Source organism: Pantoea sp. NPDC088449, from assembly GCF_044753225.1.
In the GTDB taxonomy this organism is placed as follows: domain Bacteria; phylum Pseudomonadota; class Gammaproteobacteria; order Enterobacterales; family Enterobacteriaceae; genus Pantoea; species Pantoea floridensis.
The window spans coordinates 118,409-137,390 of sequence record NZ_JBIVMT010000007.1 but is presented as its reverse complement, the minus strand read 5'-3'; the positions used below and the strand labels follow the sequence as shown (position 1 = coordinate 137,390).

Here is an 18,982-nt window from a genome sequence, read left to right as displayed (position 1 = left end):
ACATGCCTGCCAAAATTATTAACTACTGAATTTATCACATATAATTTGCCTGATGTGACTTTGTAATAATTCCTTGCGTTTTATTCGTAGCTCATTGTCACTGTTCCCGAACCATGAAAAGGGCCGACTTCAACTTCACCGAACGTAATCAGCTCTGATGTTATTGTGAATGGGGTTTTAACATCTTCTTTAATCTCAACAATTGTCCCTATTATTCCACTTTTGCCATTAACCTGAAGTCGTGATTTTAAGGTCCCTTCGCTATTAAGCATCACATCGCTTGAACCTTGCCCCAATGCATAAATGGTAAGTGTGCCATCCTGATTACAACTCACGTTTAAAACAGTAGATGATTTGGCTCCAGACAATTCATTGCTGGGTAATGTACCATGATTTATCATTGTATCTCCTGTGACAGTACAGCTCAACGTTATTGGCGGAAATGGAAGACATATATTGCCTGGAACAATTTTTTTTTGGTCACAGGCACCCGCTGAACAGTACAAAATTCCGAAGCAAAAATCTTCAATATTGCTATTACCCCTGTAGTTTCTAGACACGATGGGAAAGGGGATAGGCATGATTTTTTTAAACTCAGTGACTACCTGCTGCATAGTTTTTAATTGTTTAGCATCTAGATAGTCACTGTCTCGTGGAAATCCCTGGCCCGTTTTTTTATTTATCACGCCAACATGATAATAACAAAATGCCTCAGAAGTTTGGTAACATGGATTGGGTGAATCCTCAAGCTCTTCCCATAGATCGATTGAGCCCCATAAATCTATGTAAGAGGAGCTAGACTCGACTTTAGTAATGTGCGCCAAAATTATTGCATGCGAACCTAATGGAATAATTAATAAAAAAATGGTTAGGATTGATATGTTGAAAAGTTTTTTAATTTCAAAAGTCATTTTCTTCATTTGTTTTTTCTTTAAAGTTGTATGATTGTTGCTTTTTTTAGGAAAAATATTATGATTGAAATAAATTATCTCAGTCCGGTTTATAAATGGCTTTTTTGGTTAATTAATCATAATATAATCTAAAGATGGCATGCGAATATACCGAGCCAGATACTATGCCTTTATTTTTAACTGCTTCATGAGCTGCAGAAACAAAGATAGAGAAGTTAAGTTCATTACTTCCCGAGCTTAGTTTTTGTGCTTGTGTCGCTTGATTCACCGGAATCAACTTATTGTCTAGCGTTTCGATGCCAATTGCTACACCACGAGCGGTGCTTAAGGCATCCAGAGCAATTAAACCCGGTTGCTCACTATCTTCAGTTCCAATAAAAGTAACAGATACACTTTCCCCCAGAGATAAGTCACATTCCAATAAATGTAAGGTAAACGGTTTACCTGCTGTGCGTTGATGGCTATAAAGCAGCTTACTAATAACTGTTCCGTAATCGATTTCAATCGCGCTATCTTCTGGATCCAGTAGGCAGGGTTCTTCTACCAAAGTACCACTGAAATTAAACTCAGCTGCAGCGTCTACAAGCTTTGATGTTGTTAACAGCAGCAGAAAAAAAATAGTAAAAGATAAATTTTTCACCTTCACTCCAGCATGATCTGTAATGCCACCTGGCTATGAAAATCTCCACCGGTTAGCTGGGCGTTAGGGCGTTTAACCGGTACGGCAGAGAATTCCGGTAAATGGTCGTTATCAAGGGGCAGCGGTTCATTAATCATAATGGGCGTTTCACCCTGTAGTAGCCGAATACCGAGGTCATTAACGTCTGTGGCAAGGGCATTTAAGTCGAAATCAGTTTGAGTGCCGACGAACATCAAATGTAAAAGTTCACCAGGAGGGCGAGAACACACGATTCCCAGCGGCAGCTTCTGGCGGTAATTCACGCCATCCACTTTATTGACACCCACCGCCTCTCCAAAGCTAACATCTACCGGCTTATCGTTATTTATAATACAACTGATCACTACCAGCGTACCGCGTAGCCCCATTTCTGCTGCCTGCGCGCAGGAGAATAACGAGGTAATCCACAGCAGCAGTGCAAAGAATTTCATTTTTTATTGCGGCTCCACCAGCAATTGTGCTGATGCGTTAAAATCACCGCCCGTCAACTTTGCATTAGGTGCCTTCACAGGAACGACAATAAGATCGACGTTATCGTTATTTTTATATGGGTAGGCTTTGTTGATTTCTATTGGCTTATTACTGCTGGCGTCTAAAAATCGAATGCCAAGATCGGGGATGGTGGTTTCAATTACACTATCTTCAAAGGATGCGATGCCAGATACTGTGAAATTTAGTTCACCTTTATAATCATTGTTACAGGTGATTTGAAGTGGTACATCGTGCTGATAGCGCTGACCATCCAGAAGGTCAACCACCACTTCATCACCAAAGTCGATATCGATGGGTTGGTCATTGCCAATTTTACACGTCAGATTAATCAGCTTGCCGTGAAGGGTGAGTGTGGCGGCAGCCCATGCTTGTGCTGTAAAAAACATGCTAAGAAATAAAGTGAATGACAAAAGACGTAAGCGCATCATATTTTCCTTATTGAACAGCAATCAACATAGTGGCCGTTACCGTGAACGGACCTGCAGCAGGAATACTATTGGAATTTTTAATCGGTACAGCTTTGATTTCTAACGGAGTGCGCCAGCTGATACTTTGCCATTGGTCCAGTTTCATGGCACCGCCGTTAAGGGTAAGGCGAATTGCTAAATCGGGGTTGCTGGTTATGAGAGCACTCTCATCAAAAGGCGACGGCTCGCCGCGTATTTTAAAGTTTAGCTCTCCGATAAAAGTGGGGGGGCACTGAATAACAGCGGGTATATCACGCATGTAGCGTTCACCATCAATGTACTGAATGGTAACATCGCCAAAATCCACGTCGGCGGGTTTGTCGTTGTTTATTTGACAAGGCGGCGGCGCGATGACTATTCCAGATATTTCAATAATGGTATCGGGTAAACCTGCAATTCGATTTCCCAACGGTGTCTTCCCTACCGCTATCGTAATACTTAGCAAGATAAGCAGGATTGCAACCATCAGCCTGTTCATCACGTTATTCTTTTTTATCGGTGACGACAGTGCATTTTCCCGCACTGCAGTTGAAGGTCAGCGTTGGGCGACCACCGTAGTCGTTGATGTAAGTCAGCACCGGATGTGAACCTAATGCGGTTGCACTCATACCCAAGGTGGCACTACTCATCGGCTCCAGCATTACTGGTTTAAAGCCGTTATCACTTTTCTTTGCGTCTTTATTGTTGGCCACGCCCACAAGAGTGATGTAGTACGGAGTAGGATTTACAATCTTATAATCATTACCTTGCTGAGTTAGCGTGAGCTGATTTTGCCACGGTATGGTGGACTCATTGGCGACGATGATAGCTGCTGGACGATAGAACAGCTTGATACGCGTTTGCAGCGCAATCTGTAAAACATTTTGTTTTTCGCTGCGTGGTGGAATTTCACGTAGATTGAAATAAAACAGGCTCTCACGATCCTGCGGCAACGTTTTCACCGCTGGCAGCGCTTGGATTTTGATAGCACCTTTCTGGCCTGGTTCCACACGCTGTACCGGGGGCAGCACCAATAGCGGCGAGTTCACTTTTTTGCCTTGTACATCTTCAAGCCAACTTTGTGCCAGATAAGGCAAGCTTTTATTTTCATTGCTGATATTCAGACTAATGGAGCGTTCGCTGGCGTTATAAATAACGCGGGTGCGATCCATGGCGATTGCGGCCAGTGCCTGATGGGCGAGTAACGTACCGATCAACAGCGATGTACAGGTGATAAAGCGGCGATAAACGAGCATAGTTTCAATCTCATAGGTCAAAATTAATGACGTAATAACGCCATTTGGAATTATTCAACGCTGTCGATACAAGGCAGCAGCAAATTGTTTTCACCTGACGGATCTTCAGGTAGTACGTCCGGCAGGGTGATAATGCATTGCGTTGCGCCGCTCCAGCGTACGGCCATCTTCACGCCGGGATTGACGCCGCTTAGCCACACACTGCCGCTGTCGCTGACAATACCGGTTTCACGTCCATCGTTGAGGACGCTGGCACCAAACGGTGGGAAGCTGCCGTCAGCGCGACGTATTACTGCCATCAGCTTTTGTCCGGTAATCACGCCAAACTTACGGTAACCAATTGCGCCTTCGGTGAGCGTCACTTGGGTAATAGAGCGTTCTGCCTCAACATTTTCAGGTAAGTTGTTGATATCTATGCTTGCCTGGTTGCGGTAATAGCTATTGACGTCGGTAATTACCGCTTTGCCAAACAGATTGGTGTGTGTAGCCGCCGAACCACCGCCCTGAATCGGAACATCGCTAACGCCTTCGGTATCCACCATCAATCGTGTACCGCCAGCAAAATTGGTGCGATGTAGCGCCGCGCCTTGTGTCGTAGCGGTAACCCCGCCCTGTGCGGATAGTCCCGCCGAGTGATAGACGCCGGCTTTGTAGCTAGCGCTGGTATTGACTTGCGCAATATCGCCGGTTCGACTGTAGTAGCCGCTAAGAGTAGGGGCTTCATCGCTGCTGGTAATAGCGCTGACCTGATAGGTATTGCGTTCGTCAAGGCGTTGATACCAGCCCACGTTTTGCGTGGCACCGCTGCTGCCACTTTGTGCGCTGTAATTAATAGAGGCGGCACCGCCTAAGGGAATATTAAAACTGAGGTACAAGGTATCGTCGGTTTTACCCCGCAATTCGTTGCGATATGCAGAGAGATTGACGCTCATATTTTTTATGCTGCCCACATCAAAATAGCGTGCCAGCGACATATTCCAGCGACTGGTGGCGGGGCGATCCCAGTAGGTTTGATAGTAGTAATTAAGAAAGGCGCTGAGCCCGAGCGAGCGAAACTGCTTATTCAACGTCACCGAATAGGTCTGTTTGTCGTCGCCGCGCTGATAACTATGCTCACCATATTTGAGCTCATCTAAATAGCGACTTATCGTCATATAGTTACGTTGAGAAAAGCGATAGCCAGCGAAGGTTACTTGCGTATCGTACTCTTCAAAGCGTTTGGAATAACTGAGGCTATAAGAACTGCCAACCTGCTTACCACTTTTCGGCAGCTCAACGTGCGATTGTGTTGCGCTTAACGAAATGGCACCCAGCGCCAGCAAATCGCGGCCAACGCCTAACGAATAGGCATTGTATTTGCCGGCAGCCACCATCCCGCCCAGCAGTGACCAACCGTTGCTGACCCCCCATGAGAACTCTCCGGTTTGCATCAGAGTACCGTGCGGCTTGAACTGTTGATCGGCCGGTTGGCCAGCAGAGATTTTGTAGCGAACCTGCCCGGGACGACTTAAATAGGGAATGGTGGCGGTTTCGACTTGAAACTGCTGCACCGATCCATCCTGTTCCTCAACGCGCACGTCTAGGGTGCCGCTGGTCGCTTCACTTAAATCCTGAATCAGGAAAGGGCCCGGTGCTACCTGGCTTTCATATATCACACGGCCTAGCTGGCTGATGGTGACCTTAGCATTGGTTTTCGCCACGCCACCGACTTCCGGCGCATAACCGCGAAGATTGGGTGGCAGTTGGCTATCATCGGAGATGACGCTAACACCGACGAAGCGCACGCTGTCAAACATATCGGTAGTTAAATAGTTTTGACCCAGTAACAGCTTGGCGCGCCAGGCTTTAATTGCTCGGTAGGCGTAATATTGACTCCAGGTGAGTTGATGGGTACTACCGCTTTCATTACGGTTGTACTGGCCCTGCCAGTTAGCGCGCATACGCCATGGGCCTAAATTTGCCCCGGCGACGCCATTACCGCTGGCGCTTGTACTGCTGGTTTCGCTAACTTGCTGAGCCGTGCTGTAATTTAGATTCACGTTATAGTCGAACAGTACCCCTGGAATACCATCATCCCAACGTGAAGGGGGATCCCAGTCCGTAGCTTGATATTCAAGGTAGGCCTGGGGCACGCTAATAGTGAGAACTGAATTCGCCAACTCACCACGTGCAGTGGTGCCGGGCAGGTCGGTGAGGTTGGCACACTGTCCCAGATGCCAATAGCTGACCTTCTCGAGGGAACGCGGCTTCAAACCCAACTGCTGCATCAGTTCAGGAGATATGCAGGCCACACTCTCTTTCGGATCGTCATCTGGCGGTAGAAAGGTGATCGGCATGGCGGGCAGGTCTGATTTATTCACCCGCACCACCATGTCGTATTGACCTGGCATAATAAAACCAGCGCGTGCGAACTGTGTCATATCAATATTTTCACGATCGCTAACATCAAGATTGTCGAGGTTAAACTCAACTTCTTTTGCCAGTGACGGATATGCAGTAAATAAAGCTAAAGAAATAGCCAGAACCAGTGGTCTAACTACCCTGCTGGTTTGCTTTCCATTTATCCCGGGATATTTATTTAGCATTATTATTTTCGTCTGTCGTAGAAAAAGGCATGCGCCAATGCGCATACCTGATTAAACGGCAAACCTAATTAAGGATAAGCCAGGTTGAAGGAAACTACGCTCTGGAATGTACCGGGAACAATGTTCGCGCCGTCTAAAGTTCCTTCTGCTGGTGCAGGATCACCCTGTAAATAAGCGGAGAACGCCAGAGTGTTGTTCCCGTTCTGAATAGTTACGTCAGTTGGTTCACCTAGCTTAATGAGTGTACCGGCACCATTGGTTAAGCCGATACTTGCACCTTCCGCAGAACCGGTCATACCGATCAATTCTGGATTCCCTGCCGATTCCATGCCAGTGAAGGTTATTTGAGCTGTATGCTTATCAGCAGCTAAATCACAGTTTTCCAGTTTAATACTGAACGACTGTGGGTTTGATTTGCCACCGTCCTTTAGCTGCACATTCGATACTTGGCCTAAATTAACAGTCTGATCAATCGTTTCAGGTGTAATGGAACAAGGTGCATCAATGATGGAACCTTTAATTGTTACGGTGCCGTGGCCCTGATCATCAATGGCATTGGCTGTACCCGCCATCATCACTAAACCAAAACCCATTGCAACCATGATCTTATTCAACTTCATTTTCGATTTCCTATATGTACGCGAATTAACGCGGATATGTTCAATGCAAAGCTGTATGGAATAGTTAAAGGCGTGCTCCTGATAACTGACTTAAGCCAATATTGCATTGATGTTTTTTAACCCTTCGCTAAGCAACGTATAACGGCCTGCTGAAGTTGGGCCGATTATCAATAAGCGGTATCAGGCTGTCAAAAATGCGCCTGTGAAGCGGTGAAAAGAAGTTAACTCATTGTGCTATAAAGGGTTTCATATAAACCGGGTTAATGGTTTGTTTATTATTTGCTAAGGAAGGTGGCGACCTTGAATTTCTTAATGACAAAAATTTAAGAACAGTCTCGAATAAGCCGCTTTTTGGCTTTCAATATTATCATTCATCCAAATCAGTCATTATTTTGCATAAGTTTTCATCCGCTTCATCGCTAATTAATAATGATTAATAAAAGACGCAGCGCCTGTTTAAGCGTAACGGGGGTGAAGGGTAAAAAAGAGTGCTGATTTTTGTTGAAAAAGGATCGTTTTCAATAGGTTAGCTGAGCGTTATGAATCGCTATGTATCGCTTTCATAGCGGCATTTATTTATGAGTGGCGGTATTTTCACGGGAAATCGAGATGTCTGTTTACATCATTGAAAGCAAGGTTGCCTTTAATACGGATATGCCGTCGTTAGCGGGCTTAGGTAGCGCGCAGCCTAACATCCCCATCAGCGCAGCAGCGGCACGCTGCCTGGTAGCATTAATTGAATCAGCGGGTGAGCCCGTGAGTCGCGAGCAGTTAATTTATGCCGGATGGGGCGCAATGGGACACATTGTCAGTGAAAACAGCTTAAATCAGGCGGTGACCCAACTGCGCAAAGTGCTGAAAGAGCTGGAGCTGAACGGCGAGTTGATCATGACGGTTCCGCGGCTGGGCTATAAGATCTCGCGCATGTTCAGCATTGAATGCGCGGGAGTCACGACTTCGACAGATTTGTCAGAAATCAGCGCCATGGCCGAGGAGGACGAAACTCATGACATGGCAAAATCATCACGCCAGGTACGCTATCGTGCGGCGCCTTCCCGCCAGCCAACATCGCGTCTGATGGGGCGCATGCGCCTTGCTTTGCTATCAGCCATTGTCGTGCTTGCCAGTTTTTCCCTGTTCTGGGTCGTCAATAAAAGCACCGTACAGCAGATTTTCACCCAATATCACACCGTGCATTATCTGCCGCTGGTGACGCGTTTTAACCAGCTGCAGGTCTTCTATAACCAGAGTATCGATACGCAAAATGACTATCTTGCGAATGCCCTTAAGCAGCTAGAGAGTGATGAGTGGTTTCATCGCATACTCGAGGGCGAGGTGCATTTCATCTATATCAACGGCTCCTACAACCCTGATGTTTTTAGCTATTTTCTCTGTCGCGAGGAGATACAGCAGCACGCGAAGGGTTGTGAAGCTTACACCTCTATCCAGGAAGGAACATGATGCATAAGCGAGTCTGGCTGCTGGGGATTACCCTTTTTATCGCGCTTGCGCCGTGGATTGTAGAACGGGTTTACACTCTTTCGGTGATCAGCTATCCGTATCATTGCGAATCACGCTTTGGCTTTAAATACATCAGTGCAACGGGCGAATCAGCGGTGGCTTCTGAAGGCAGCATGCAGCTAACGTATTATCAGAGCGGAAATGGCGTGGGAACGTATGTTGGGCACCTTTTTCACCTGGATGGACAAGGTAAGGTGTTGAAGAAGCAATCCATTCATCGCGCCATGGAGTTCTCATATCAACTGTTACCGGGCATGCTCAAATCCACCACTCTCACTTCGAGCCGTATTCAGGGGGATGAAATCAGCGATGCCGACGCGGAAAAATATGTCTATCCCGGCTTCAAAGTGGGTCACACCTCGTTTGGCATGATCGTTAAAATCAATCGCGGGGGTTATGCCGCAGGGAGCAGCCAGTTCCCGCGTGCCATGTGCTCTACGTTGGATAAGTGAGAACCTGTCAGATATAGCGCGCAGGAACTGTAGCGGCGCAATTTATTGCGCAATGCTTGTCAGTTGAGGTTAATCGGTCGCCATGAATGGCTCCCCTACATCTATCTAGCTGGTTTTTCGTAGGGTGCGCATTCATGCGCACCTGCATATAAACATAATTTATTGCGCGATAAATCGCGCCGCTACGGAATATATGCTTATTTGAGCGACATTAGGCCGTTGGGCCTGGATAAAGCAACACAGCGCGTTGGCTGCGTTGCATTCAATCAATACCGAAAAATCACTTTTATTTACGGTGAACTTCAACGACCGTTCCGTTATTGTTTAATCGATAGTCGCCACCATTATAGACGGTGAAAACTGTCCCAAAATTTGTGCTTTTTTCTACCGCAAAAATGGCTTCCTTCTCTATGCAGTTTTTCGGCGGGGGCATATCATTAAAACAGAGCCTGTCATATTTACCTTCTTCTTTATAGCCCTCACCAAATAACCAGAAAATAATAGTGTAAGATCCATATGTTGCAGGCTTGGGTATCTTATACTTAACTCTAAGCATATCTTTATTTTCTAACCACCAGCTTATCTTCCCTCGATCACTAAAGGGAAAGTTCTTTACTAAAATATAGCTGTGGTTACCATTCTGATGGACGCCAACAATTTCTACCGAGCGCTGAGATAGCCAGAAGACATAAGATGTCAGAATAGCTGGAAGCAGTATCAGTACCCATAGAAGCCTTTTTTTACTGGCTTTCATAACGGGCTCCAGTAATCTCAATATACCGGTAAGGGCCGGACATATCGCAGGCGCCGTAATCGTCCATTTGTTTTTGCGTGGTAAGTATTGTGCAGGGAAATTGCAGTGCGGCCATCGCTTTACACTCCTTGTGTATTCAATCGTCCTATATGGTCTCCAGTGCAATTCATGCGTAGGGACGAGCAGAAGTATATAGGGTGCTTACTTTCTGTTCGCCCTCGTTTGGTCGATTTTGAGTAAGGAGTCACAGTGAAACATTTTCAGGATGCCTGATTTGCTCTTAACATCCTGGATAGCGTGCAAATAAAAAAAGCCCGCGCTGAGCGAGCTTTTTAACTTTCGGCTAATTCATGCCACGGCAGTGTTACTCAATATTCTGAATCTGCTTCAACTTAAAATTATTACATTATTGATTTTAATGTAATTTAATTGATTTTTTTCCTTTTAAAGCATGTTTGGTACTGTATTTGGTACATGTAAAGCTCACTGTGTCGAAAGTTTGAGCCATTTTGAAATGACTTTATCGAATGAAGGCTCTTTCCACTCCGAAGACCATTCTTTGAAGACTTCTACACTTGCAGATTGTGGCTCTGGTAACGGCTTTTCCAGCTGTACTATCGAGGGCATGAGTACAGCGTCTCCGACAACGAGAGCTTCACCAGATGTTAGGCTTGGCAGAAAATCTGATATGGAGTTGGTGTTTTCGGGCAATAACCCTTTAATATAATTTTGATCAGTTTTGTTAGTTAGCCTTAAAGCAACAAAGTTATTACATTGGGAGAATATGGTTGGTGATACTTCGGATGGGCGTTGGCTGATTACCATCAAGCTTAAACCATACTTCCTACCTTCTTTTGCAATGCGCTCAATTGATTTTCTAGAAGCACGATACGCTGCATAATCAGATGCAGGTACATAGTTGTGTGCTTCTTCACAAACCAAAAGTACTGGGATGTCATTTTTCTCGCCAATTGAGTGTCGCGTTTTAGAATAATGAAAACAAAAGTCAAAAATTATCCTTGATATCAAACTAATGGTTACACTTAGCACTTCAAATGGAACTCCACTTACATCAATTATTGAAATGTTAGATTTGTTTGAATAACCTATGAATTGTTTTATTATTTCTAAAAAATTTGAGGAGTCAGCATTTGTTTCATTAAATTTTTGAGGTTTTAATATGAAAGAGAGTCTTTCATCTCTCATTTTTGTTTCAAGGCGTGACACAAATCGTGTAAATTCGCCGTTGAAAGGTCCATTAGATGCTTTTGATTCTTTAGTGTTTGATTGCTGTATGAATTCAACTCTTGAATCAAAATACTCTTTCTCTATATCCTCAATTAAACTTCCATCTTTCTTTTTAGGTTTTCCCTCACCGTCCATTTTCCCAATGATTTCTCTGTCTACATTGTCGATAAACGTGACAACCTCGGACATTGAGAAGTAACATGGCGTGTCATAATTAACATCGTTTAAATGGCTGTTGTATTTTTTTTTGTTTTGAGTGATCGCTCTTTTGAATATGGCGATCTGATTATGACTGTTGTTCTCGGAAGACTCTATTAAAAGGCTTTCCAATTCCTCAGAATTTAATATCCAATATGGAAGGCATAAATTTTCAATGCTAAGGTTGTTTAGAGTGAAATTGTTTTTACCTTCAGGAATTGAAAATGCAGCTTTATACTCAGAGTGTAAGTCAAACATAACAATATGAGTATTGTTCTGTTTTTGAAATAGCTCATAATTGTTATCTTTAATACCAACGGCCCTTTGTAGTAAGGTCGTTACAACGCACGACTTTCCTGAACCTGTTGAACCAACAACACCAATGTGTTTGCTAAAAAATCCATCTCCATCTAGATGAACCTCAATTTCTTTGTTGCCAGATAAATGGCCCATGAAAAAATTATGTTTTTCACTTTTTCTGAATATTAGATCAAAGTCCTCCTTGTCCATTATAAATGCCTCTTCAGATGGTACTGGTAAGACGGGACTTCCTTTTTTAAATATGGTTTCATCTGAAGTTTTGACTAACGCTCCAACAGGGCTGGTCTCAAGCGTAAATACCCAATCTTTACCTGCTAAGTCAGTTTTGGTACTACTAATATTCCTTATAGTGCATATTGCATAGTCATGATTTCCATCAGATATGCATATGTATTTTCCTATTTGCAAATTTTTCTTGTTTTCTTCAAATTCAGTTAGCCCATTTATTTCTACTATCACACTACCAGGAGAACTTGAAATGACAATGCCAATTCTATTTTTCATGGGTATTCCTTATGCTGAGTATATATTCTAATTCTTCTCTTGACTCGACACCTGATAGAAAAACTTGTACATCTTGAGTGTCTATTTCTTCAGGTGTATTATCAGAAATCAAGAAGATATCATCATTTTTTCTAACGTTAATAGCTGTTATATCGTTTGGTGCCATCAGTAGCCGAACATGAAATTCTCTATCCGTTTTGGATTTCGATGTATTAATTGTTAAGGGTTCCCTGTTAAAGTTGGCCTCTTCAAATCTATTACCGATGTATCCAGTGTTTGCTGTGATTTTTTTCTGGTGTAGTCGGTATTGAATTTCACAAAGAGTTGAATAATCACATTCTAGAGCAAATGTTGGTGTTTTTGTATGTAAGGCTTTAAAGTGATATTTATCAAGGTAATTTTTAATGAAAATTACAATTTCATCATTGATGTTTTCTATTTTTCTTTCTTTAAAATAGAAACACCTCGTTCTCGTGTTTAGTTTCAAGCCTTCCAGTAGTTGTGTTCTTTTTGCTTTAAGTATCATGTCTCTGCTTTTTAGAAATAAAGTCCACTTAGATATAGCTATGTCGTTAGTTTTTTTTAAGAAGTCAATTACTTCTTTCTTAGTGGTATTTCTCAAGGATGGATCTTTTTGGGTGGAAATTAAAGCTATGTGGTTTATTATATTAGGATAAAGGATTGTATTGATATCAGAATTGTTAATTCCAATCTTTCCCAATTCTTCTTTTACTTGTTCAGATAGTTCGTCAAAATGTGGTGCAAACTCAATGTCGACACTAGAAATGAAGTTGGCTTTTGGGAATGTTGAAGGTATCTTCTCGGCAATCTTTTTTATACTCTCTTGAGTGCTGCCTAAAGCCGAATCAAATTCTTGTTGAGTAAGTTTCCTGCTTGTTTGGGTTTTGTAGTCTGGAGTGTGGATAAAAAGTATAAAATTAATTTTTAAATTAGGGTTATTGATGAAATTCATAGCCATTTGCAAAATGGCTTTGTAAATCAGGCTCGGGATGAATTTTTCTTGCGATTCATGGTACTTACATTGTATTGCCGTTATCTCCCCTTTCACATCCTTTATATCAATGTCTTCAATAGCACCTTCGAGGGCTATTTCAGCATCCATATCAGATACAAGAATTTGCTTTGCTGTTTTGTGAAATTGATAGACAAACCCTTTGATTGTGTCCTCTGCTGTTCTGGACATCATTTACCATCCTTTGAGTTTTTGAAATCATAATTTGAGCATGTACATATGCTAGTAATGATTACAACCCCACCATACTTATCAACTTTGTGAGCTGTTATCACATAGCATTACGATCATCTCCACGCATGGCCGTGTAGGTAGCGCCCTAACTTTAAGCTAAAAGCCCTGCTAGTTATAATCGTAATCATTCAGAAAATCTTTAGTGTTTCATGGAAAACAATAATTATTTAGTTTGGAAAAAGTCAATCCTTTTTTCCTCTGTATTCTGGCTTAACAGACCCGAAAAGTCCGCATGAACAAGTGGCTGATCTTAGGTTGAAGTCATTGCGCGCGCTCGTACCCCCGCCACGCCTGCCCGCTTAATCGAGTGGTTTTCATGCGGCTGCATGACTGACTTCAGGCCGCGCCGCTGCTGGGCTGATCAGGTAAATTCAAGGTGCAATTATTCATGCGTTTTCATGCAGCATAGTCATGCACTTATGCAGAGGAACGCCAGCCAGGTGCGTAGTTGCATGTGACTTAACTACTCGTTTGCACTTTACTTGACCTTCGCAACCTAAAAATCGTCACTGATGCTGAGTGGGTAGACATGGCATTGTGTGACCGACAGCTGTGTGCCAAAAGTGGACTGTGGGAAAAACTAACTTTTTTTATTAACCTTTGGAAATAAAGGTGCTAAAAACTCTTCGGGCGGATTTAAGTATATTATACCATGCATGTAACCAAGCCATCCAAGCACATATAATAATACGTTGAGCATTCTTTCCGTTAAAAGCTTAGGGTCGCTTAATATTTCATTAAAATGCCGTGATGATTTTTCTTTCATCATGTTTTCTTCTGATGCTCTTAAGAAATTAATAATCTTATCTTCAAGCTTTGGACTATCTATTCTATGAGCCAACTCATTTCTGAGTTTGTTTAGCGCATCAAGTACAGGCCACACACCCCTAGGGAACTCTATCTTATACATATGAACTCCGTAAAGCGCTTCTGCTAATTTCAATTTGTGATGAAATGAGAATTGAATACCCTCTAAAGCTTTAGGAGCTTTACAGTGAAGCAAAACAATTTCGTACAAAATCTCTTCCAAAAAAAGGTGGGCCTTTAATACTAATGACGTCATGTCGAGTTCAGGAGTTAGGTGTTTATCATATTTCGATTGATACTCTTCAGTGAGCTTCTTCAAACTTTCTTGGTCCATATGCTTCCCCCCATAAAATGTTAAATTTAGCGCGGTTGGTGGCATCATTAAAGCGCAGCAGGGAAAACTGCGCGTTCTGAACTGATGTTGGCCCGTCCGGCTCCTCCGCATCCACTGTATGTGGTATTAACGGAAGCTGCAAAAACTACAATAATTAATGTTTCGAGTTAAGCTGCATAGCTGTAGGCGCTGACCTGCTCCTCGTTGATTCAAACAGAACGCTGTTAGCAATGTCCGCTTCTCGCTCTAAGCTGCCTGTCAACCTAGTTGCATTTTGTTGGCAAAGGTCAAGTAAAATGCAAACGGGTAGTCAAGTGAATTTAATACCCACCATGGAAAAGAGATCTAAAAAACCCGGCGCGATGGCCGGGGAGATGTCGCTTGTGAACCTCAGACGGGGGCTTTCTGGCGGTTCGAAAGCCTGCTGGCCGAGCCATAGCGATTAAGGGTCTGCGGCAGACGCTGTTGAACTGCCTGCACTGGTTCAGGTTCTTCTGCAACCTTCTGCGGCTTCATAATTATTGTGTCCAGGCTCTCCATTGTTGTGAACGTGCAGGAGCAGTCAATATTACGGCACTGATACCAGGTCTTTTTCAGCGTGCCCGTCTGGTACTCACTGGTGCGGGTGTGTGCAGTCATGCCACACTCAGGACATTTCATTGCCATCAGTTCCTTCCCTTCTGCTGTGCTGCTTTTTTTGCTTCTTCCTGCTTGCGCACGTAGTGGTTGTGAGCATCCATTGGACTCGGGCGCAGACGGGCATCTGCCTGAGCTTCAGGCTCAGGATAAACACCTGTTTCCTTCAGCACCTCATCATCACCGACTTCAGGACGTGCAGATTTTGCAGGCGCGATAATCGATGCATCAAGAAAGCGGCGAAACTCGCTTTCAGCATCGTTGATACCGCTGTACACGCCGGTGCTGTTATCTGGCATACCTGCCTCATCATTTCTGCAGGCGAGACGGACCAGGGCCAGCGCCTGAAACAGCTCCGGGCCATGATTATCCAGAAAGCGGCGGAACGTCTGGTGCGCGTGTTTTTTCAGTACAGCCTTGTGAGTCTGAATGTAGTCGTGTGCGGCGCGACCGGTTGCCCATGGCACAGTGGTAAACTCATCCTCACGCCGTGTCAGCAGTGCGTCGTACTCAATGACAGTGTCTTTCGCGAGCATGCCTTCGCTGCGTACCTTTTTCAGCGCTGCCGTTAATTCCCCATTGGTTTCTTCAAACAGAGCGTGAAATTTTTCCGTCATCTCTTTGGCCTGCGCCTGCGTTTCTTCACGCCGCAGATGGATGGTGCGGATAATTTTTTCGGCTTTGTCCTGCGCCTCGCGGGCCGCCTGCCATTTCTTACGGTTGCTGCGCAGGTCGTTTAACTCAGGCTCAACGGCCTGCCGATGATCCTTAAGACTGCCGTTCAGGCTTACTTCTGCCCCGGCGGTAACGGTCTTGATGATGTTTTCTTCTTCGTTTTTTCGTTTAGGGGTATTCAGTGCATTCATAGTGGCTCCGTACGGGTTCATTTAGTTGAGTCAATTGTGCCGTCGGTGGCACAGTGTATCCATCTGCGGGCTGTGTGTGGTGGCTGGTACAACGCCGGGCGGCATTACCGCTGCGTCTGATAACCGGCCTGCCAGAAAAAGAGGCTTTATGTCGCTATAGCCGCTATCCTTCTTTTTCCGGTGTAACACGGGTAACAGGTGTTACATCACTGAATTAAATGGCTTTTTCATAAATTCTACGGTGTAACACGGTGGGTAACAGGGTGTAACAGCAGGAGGCGGGCACTGTTACACCCGTTACACCTCACCTTTTTGTCAGGTGTAACAGCCTCAGCCCTTACCGGATGCCGCTGTTACACCAGTTACACCTGTTACCCTTTAAAAATAAGACTCACGCAAAGCCCTTAACGTCAGCCCGGCACCTCGCTGTTAAAAACGTAGAGCCTGCGCACGTTCATCTCTGGCGGGCGGATGCTGGTCTGTAGCTTGCCGTCGGCAGAGGCCTGCAGATAACCCCGGTCCGCGCAGAGGCGCGCCACCTTGCGCGGGTCAAACCCCCTGCAGATTTCCTTCCACCCGGACGGCATGACGTAGAACGTCGTCACCGCCTCGGTGCCCTGCGCTGTGTTGCCCTTATCCACTCTTCGCCAGCCCACCATGTTGCCGGGACGATTGCGCTCGTCGTGCCAGTCGGCAAAGCGGCTGTACTGGTTCGCGGTAAAGAAGCTGCGCACCTGCTCCAGCGCGGCAATGTCTTCCTGGTTGGCGGTATGCCCGCGGTCTTTCAGCCAGGCATTCAGACAAACGCGGGTTGCCCGCAGCGCTTCACCTTCCTGCCAGCCGGTGATGCCAAGGCGGGTCGCCAGCTCTCCGGCCATTGCCACCAGGGCAAAACGATTAACCGCGCGGCCCACCTGATTGCCCGCGTCCTGCGGGGTCAGGGCGGCGGTGTACTCCTTCAGCAGCGTTTTAGCCTGCGCCGTCAGCCCGTTCAGGTCTGCGGTCAGCGCCTTCAGCCACTCGCGGAACGGCGCGCCGTAGTAGCTGGCCGTGGCCCATTCCAGATGCTCGGCCAGCGCCTTGCCGCTCTCAAAGCCGTGCAGCTCCTCAAACACGCCAAACTTCCCGGAATCGCTGGGTATCTGGATCATCCTCACCTCCATCCCGGCAAAGGTCCGCTCACCGGCCTTCGCGGCGTGCTCGGTCAGCGACAGCTCTCCGGTGGAGAAGAACAGCAGGCGCCACTGCTTGCGGGTGCGTAGCTCGCCGTCCGTACCGGCACGGCCCTTACCCTGACCGTTTGCCAGCATGTAGGCGATGTTGCCCGCTTCGCGCCCGTCTACCTCGCGGATTTCGTCGAGCATCATGGCCGCGTCGTTGCGGCGGCTGGCGCAGCCCTCGAGCGCGTTGCCGGTGGCGCGCCACGTCTGCCAGTAGTCCGGCCCGCCGCACACGGAGGTGGCCGCTTTCATGGTGGTGGTCTTGCCGTCCGTGGATTCCCCCTTGAGGTGATAGCCGCCGCCGTCCATGCCGACCAGCCGCAGCAGCGGGGCGGCAAAGGCGAGGCTGACCGCGAACGCCACGCGTGAGTTACCGGTGCAGAAGCGGGAAACGTGCTCGCGCCACTCATCAACGGAGCCTGACACGCGGAAGTCCCGTCCCTGCACGGAGGTGGTCTGGAGAATGACGCCGTCTGCACCGTCGCCGCTCACTTCGTCCTGAAGGACGTAAACCTGACCGTGCCAGCCGGTGCGGCTCACGCAGGTCACGCGGCGCTCCGGCTTGCACAGCGAGATGTATTCCATCAGGCGCGCGCGGGCCTCGCCGGTGGTGCTGATGTAAGACAGGCCGTTGACCAGCAGCACGCGGCGCAGCTCCTCGCCGCTGCCGCTCAGCATCTCCATCGGCATGGCCCACCGGCGACGTTCCCCCCAGGTGTCCTCCCACTCCAGCAGGCGGCCAAAGTTGCCGCCGTCGGCGTCGCAGGTGATGGCCGTGACGCGCAGCGGGTTGCAGATTTTGACGTTCTGGATTTCCGTTTCGCCATTACGCTGCACCTGCTTTTCGTACCAGAGATACTCCTGCGTCAGCCGGAACCCGTGCGGCAGCTGCGTGCGGCCCTCACCGCACAGCACCAGACCGTTACGGAACGCTTCACGGGCGCGGGTCACGCCGTGCTCCCGGTGAAAGTCGTTCCAGTCGGCTTTGATTTCGCCCGGCGGCAGGCTCACCCAGCCACCGACGGCTTTTGCTGCCTTCTCCGCAAACGCTTTGCCGGGGTTCTCACCCGCATCCTGAAAGTCGTTGTCACCGGCGATGACAATTTTCACCTCCGGCCAGCGCGCCCGCAGCGCCTGCGCCACGTTCGGCAGGTTCCCCGCCGAGATGGCGGCCACGACGCACCCGGCGGTCAGCTGGCTCACCGTCAGGGCGGTGGCGTAGCCTTCGGTGATGACCAGCTGCACCGGCGGCTCAGGCGGCAGCGGGCTGAGCGCCACAAATGCGCCCTTCATGGTGCTGCCGGGCAGCAGGCTCTTTTCACCCGTGGGGGCAATCAGCTGCGTGCCGGTCACCGCCCCGTCTGATGTGGTCAGCGGCAGCAGCAGGGAACCCGCCGGAAAGGCCGTGCCGCTGATGCGCTGCGTGCTCCCGGTGAGGCAGGCCGGATAACCGGCAAAACCTTTGGCCGCGAGGTAGGCACTTTCACCGCTGTGGCTGGCTTTCACCAGCGCGCCGACGGCGGCGGCCATATCGCGTTTAGGGGCTTTTTCTCTGGCAGGCTTAACCGGTATATCCTGCACGTCACGAACGTCCAGCACCTGCGCCACCTCCTGCGCGGCCTGCTTTACGCCTTTGCCCGTCACCAGCTTCACCAGGTCAAGGCCGTCACCGTGGCCGCAGTGGCTGCAAATCCACGTACCCCGGCCCTCAATGTCATCCAGACGGAAACGGTCTTTACCTTCACATTTAGGGCAGGGGCCGTGCCTGCCGCCGTCGGGCACGTTCACGCCGAGCATCTGAAGAATGACCGGCCAGCGGCCGCGCGCAGCGGCAGTGATGTCTGATACTGACTGTACTGTCATAA

17 protein-coding genes are annotated in these 18,982 nt (G+C 47.2%); 2 read left to right on the top strand and 15 right to left on the bottom strand.

The window, feature by feature from the left end; translation table 11 throughout:
• Window positions 1–80: 80 nt before the first annotated feature.
• The 8 genes from ACIP6T_RS23115 to ACIP6T_RS23080 all read right to left on the bottom strand — a co-directional run bounded on the left by ACIP6T_RS23115 (window position 81) and on the right by ACIP6T_RS23080 (window position 6,989).
• Window positions 81–920 (bottom strand): hypothetical protein, encoded by an 840-nt coding sequence (locus ACIP6T_RS23115; protein ID WP_400459321.1) that lies wholly within the window; start codon window positions 918–920, stop codon window positions 81–83.
• A gap of 103 nt (window positions 921–1,023) precedes the next feature.
• On the bottom strand, window positions 1,024–1,551 hold the full coding sequence (locus tag ACIP6T_RS23110; RefSeq protein ID WP_400459319.1) for a fimbrial protein: 528 nt from the start codon (window positions 1,549–1,551) through the stop codon (window positions 1,024–1,026).
• 2 nt (window positions 1,552–1,553) lie between these two features.
• Complete coding sequence (locus tag ACIP6T_RS23105) at window positions 1,554–2,021, bottom strand: fimbrial protein (RefSeq protein WP_400459316.1); 468 nt, start codon at window positions 2,019–2,021, stop codon at window positions 1,554–1,556.
• A 3-nt stretch (window positions 2,022–2,024) separates the two neighbouring features.
• Entirely contained in the window at window positions 2,025–2,507 is a 483-nt protein-coding gene (locus tag ACIP6T_RS23100) for a fimbrial protein (protein WP_400459313.1), read from the bottom strand.
• Between the two features lie 10 nt (window positions 2,508–2,517).
• The gene (locus ACIP6T_RS23095; RefSeq protein WP_400459311.1) at window positions 2,518–3,027 is read right to left on the bottom strand and encodes a fimbrial protein; all 510 of its coding nucleotides are present in this window, start codon (window positions 3,025–3,027) and stop codon (window positions 2,518–2,520) included.
• A 4-nt stretch (window positions 3,028–3,031) separates the two neighbouring features.
• Window positions 3,032–3,784 (bottom strand): fimbria/pilus periplasmic chaperone, encoded by a 753-nt coding sequence (locus ACIP6T_RS23090; protein WP_400459308.1) that lies wholly within the window; start codon window positions 3,782–3,784, stop codon window positions 3,032–3,034.
• A 50-nt stretch (window positions 3,785–3,834) separates the two neighbouring features.
• The gene (locus ACIP6T_RS23085; protein ID WP_400459305.1) at window positions 3,835–6,369 is read right to left on the bottom strand and encodes an outer membrane usher protein; all 2,535 of its coding nucleotides are present in this window, start codon (window positions 6,367–6,369) and stop codon (window positions 3,835–3,837) included.
• A 68-nt stretch (window positions 6,370–6,437) separates the two neighbouring features.
• Window positions 6,438–6,989, bottom strand: a complete 552-nt coding sequence (locus ACIP6T_RS23080) for a fimbrial protein (protein ID WP_400459302.1) — start codon at window positions 6,987–6,989, stop codon at window positions 6,438–6,440.
• Window positions 6,990–7,598: 609 nt separating this feature from the next.
• Between ACIP6T_RS23080 and ACIP6T_RS23075 the strand changes: the two genes are divergently transcribed.
• Together ACIP6T_RS23075 and ACIP6T_RS23070 are read left to right on the top strand one after the other, a co-directional pair.
• Window positions 7,599–8,450, top strand: coding sequence for a winged helix-turn-helix domain-containing protein (locus ACIP6T_RS23075; protein ID WP_400459299.1), 852 nt, complete (start codon window positions 7,599–7,601; stop codon window positions 8,448–8,450).
• Window positions 8,447–8,962 carry a hypothetical protein gene (locus ACIP6T_RS23070; RefSeq protein ID WP_400459296.1) on the top strand — a complete coding sequence of 172 codons (516 nt, stop codon included), beginning with the start codon at window positions 8,447–8,449 and terminating at the stop codon, window positions 8,960–8,962. Before ACIP6T_RS23075 ends, ACIP6T_RS23070 begins: the two co-directional genes overlap by 4 nt.
• A 286-nt stretch (window positions 8,963–9,248) precedes the next feature.
• Here the strand turns inward: ACIP6T_RS23070 and ACIP6T_RS23065 are convergent, their stop codons facing one another.
• From ACIP6T_RS23065 to ACIP6T_RS23035, 7 genes are all read right to left on the bottom strand, one after another.
• Entirely contained in the window at window positions 9,249–9,716 is a 468-nt protein-coding gene (locus ACIP6T_RS23065) for a DUF943 family protein (protein WP_400459293.1), read from the bottom strand.
• A gap of 483 nt (window positions 9,717–10,199) precedes the next feature.
• Window positions 10,200–11,987 carry an ATP-binding protein gene (locus ACIP6T_RS23060; protein WP_400459290.1) on the bottom strand — a complete coding sequence of 596 codons (1,788 nt, stop codon included), beginning with the start codon at window positions 11,985–11,987 and terminating at the stop codon, window positions 10,200–10,202.
• Window positions 11,977–13,194 (bottom strand): hypothetical protein, encoded by a 1,218-nt coding sequence (locus ACIP6T_RS23055; RefSeq protein WP_400459287.1) that lies wholly within the window; start codon window positions 13,192–13,194, stop codon window positions 11,977–11,979. The genes ACIP6T_RS23060 and ACIP6T_RS23055 overlap by 11 nt, the downstream gene beginning before the upstream one ends.
• Window positions 13,195–13,834: 640 nt before the next feature.
• On the bottom strand, window positions 13,835–14,395 hold the full coding sequence (locus ACIP6T_RS23050; protein WP_400459284.1) for a hypothetical protein: 561 nt from the start codon (window positions 14,393–14,395) through the stop codon (window positions 13,835–13,837).
• A 390-nt stretch (window positions 14,396–14,785) separates the two neighbouring features.
• Window positions 14,786–15,061 (bottom strand): ogr/Delta-like zinc finger family protein, encoded by a 276-nt coding sequence (locus ACIP6T_RS23045; RefSeq protein ID WP_400459281.1) that lies wholly within the window; start codon window positions 15,059–15,061, stop codon window positions 14,786–14,788.
• Window positions 15,061–15,897 carry a hypothetical protein gene (locus tag ACIP6T_RS23040; protein WP_400459278.1) on the bottom strand — a complete coding sequence of 279 codons (837 nt, stop codon included), beginning with the start codon at window positions 15,895–15,897 and terminating at the stop codon, window positions 15,061–15,063. The genes ACIP6T_RS23045 and ACIP6T_RS23040 overlap by 1 nt, the downstream gene beginning before the upstream one ends.
• 410 nt (window positions 15,898–16,307) lie before the next feature.
• Window positions 16,308–18,980 carry a DUF927 domain-containing protein gene (locus ACIP6T_RS23035; RefSeq protein ID WP_400459275.1) on the bottom strand — a complete coding sequence of 891 codons (2,673 nt, stop codon included), beginning with the start codon at window positions 18,978–18,980 and terminating at the stop codon, window positions 16,308–16,310.
• Window positions 18,981–18,982 lie beyond the last annotated feature (2 nt).

Coding starts and splice junctions, on each gene's coding strand:
- ACIP6T_RS23115 (WP_400459321.1), bottom strand. CDS start 920: ATGAAGAAAATGACTTTTGAAATTAAAAAACTTTTCAACATATCAATC.
- ACIP6T_RS23105 (WP_400459316.1), bottom strand. CDS start 2,021: ATGAAATTCTTTGCACTGCTGCTGTGGATTACCTCGTTATTCTCCTGC.
- ACIP6T_RS23100 (WP_400459313.1), bottom strand. CDS start 2,507: ATGCGCTTACGTCTTTTGTCATTCACTTTATTTCTTAGCATGTTTTTT.
- ACIP6T_RS23095 (WP_400459311.1), bottom strand. CDS start 3,027: ATGAACAGGCTGATGGTTGCAATCCTGCTTATCTTGCTAAGTATTACG.
- ACIP6T_RS23090 (WP_400459308.1), bottom strand. CDS start 3,784: ATGCTCGTTTATCGCCGCTTTATCACCTGTACATCGCTGTTGATCGGT.
- ACIP6T_RS23085 (WP_400459305.1), bottom strand. CDS start 6,369: ATGCTAAATAAATATCCCGGGATAAATGGAAAGCAAACCAGCAGGGTA.
- ACIP6T_RS23080 (WP_400459302.1), bottom strand. CDS start 6,989: ATGAAGTTGAATAAGATCATGGTTGCAATGGGTTTTGGTTTAGTGATG.
- ACIP6T_RS23075 (WP_400459299.1), top strand. CDS start 7,599: ATGTCTGTTTACATCATTGAAAGCAAGGTTGCCTTTAATACGGATATG.
- ACIP6T_RS23070 (WP_400459296.1), top strand. CDS start 8,447: ATGATGCATAAGCGAGTCTGGCTGCTGGGGATTACCCTTTTTATCGCG.
- ACIP6T_RS23065 (WP_400459293.1), bottom strand. CDS start 9,716: ATGAAAGCCAGTAAAAAAAGGCTTCTATGGGTACTGATACTGCTTCCA.
- ACIP6T_RS23060 (WP_400459290.1), bottom strand. CDS start 11,987: ATGAAAAATAGAATTGGCATTGTCATTTCAAGTTCTCCTGGTAGTGTG.
- ACIP6T_RS23055 (WP_400459287.1), bottom strand. CDS start 13,194: ATGATGTCCAGAACAGCAGAGGACACAATCAAAGGGTTTGTCTATCAA.
- ACIP6T_RS23050 (WP_400459284.1), bottom strand. CDS start 14,395: ATGGACCAAGAAAGTTTGAAGAAGCTCACTGAAGAGTATCAATCGAAA.
- ACIP6T_RS23045 (WP_400459281.1), bottom strand. CDS start 15,061: ATGGCAATGAAATGTCCTGAGTGTGGCATGACTGCACACACCCGCACC.
- ACIP6T_RS23040 (WP_400459278.1), bottom strand. CDS start 15,897: ATGAATGCACTGAATACCCCTAAACGAAAAAACGAAGAAGAAAACATC.
- ACIP6T_RS23035 (WP_400459275.1), bottom strand. CDS start 18,980: ATGACAGTACAGTCAGTATCAGACATCACTGCCGCTGCGCGCGGCCGC.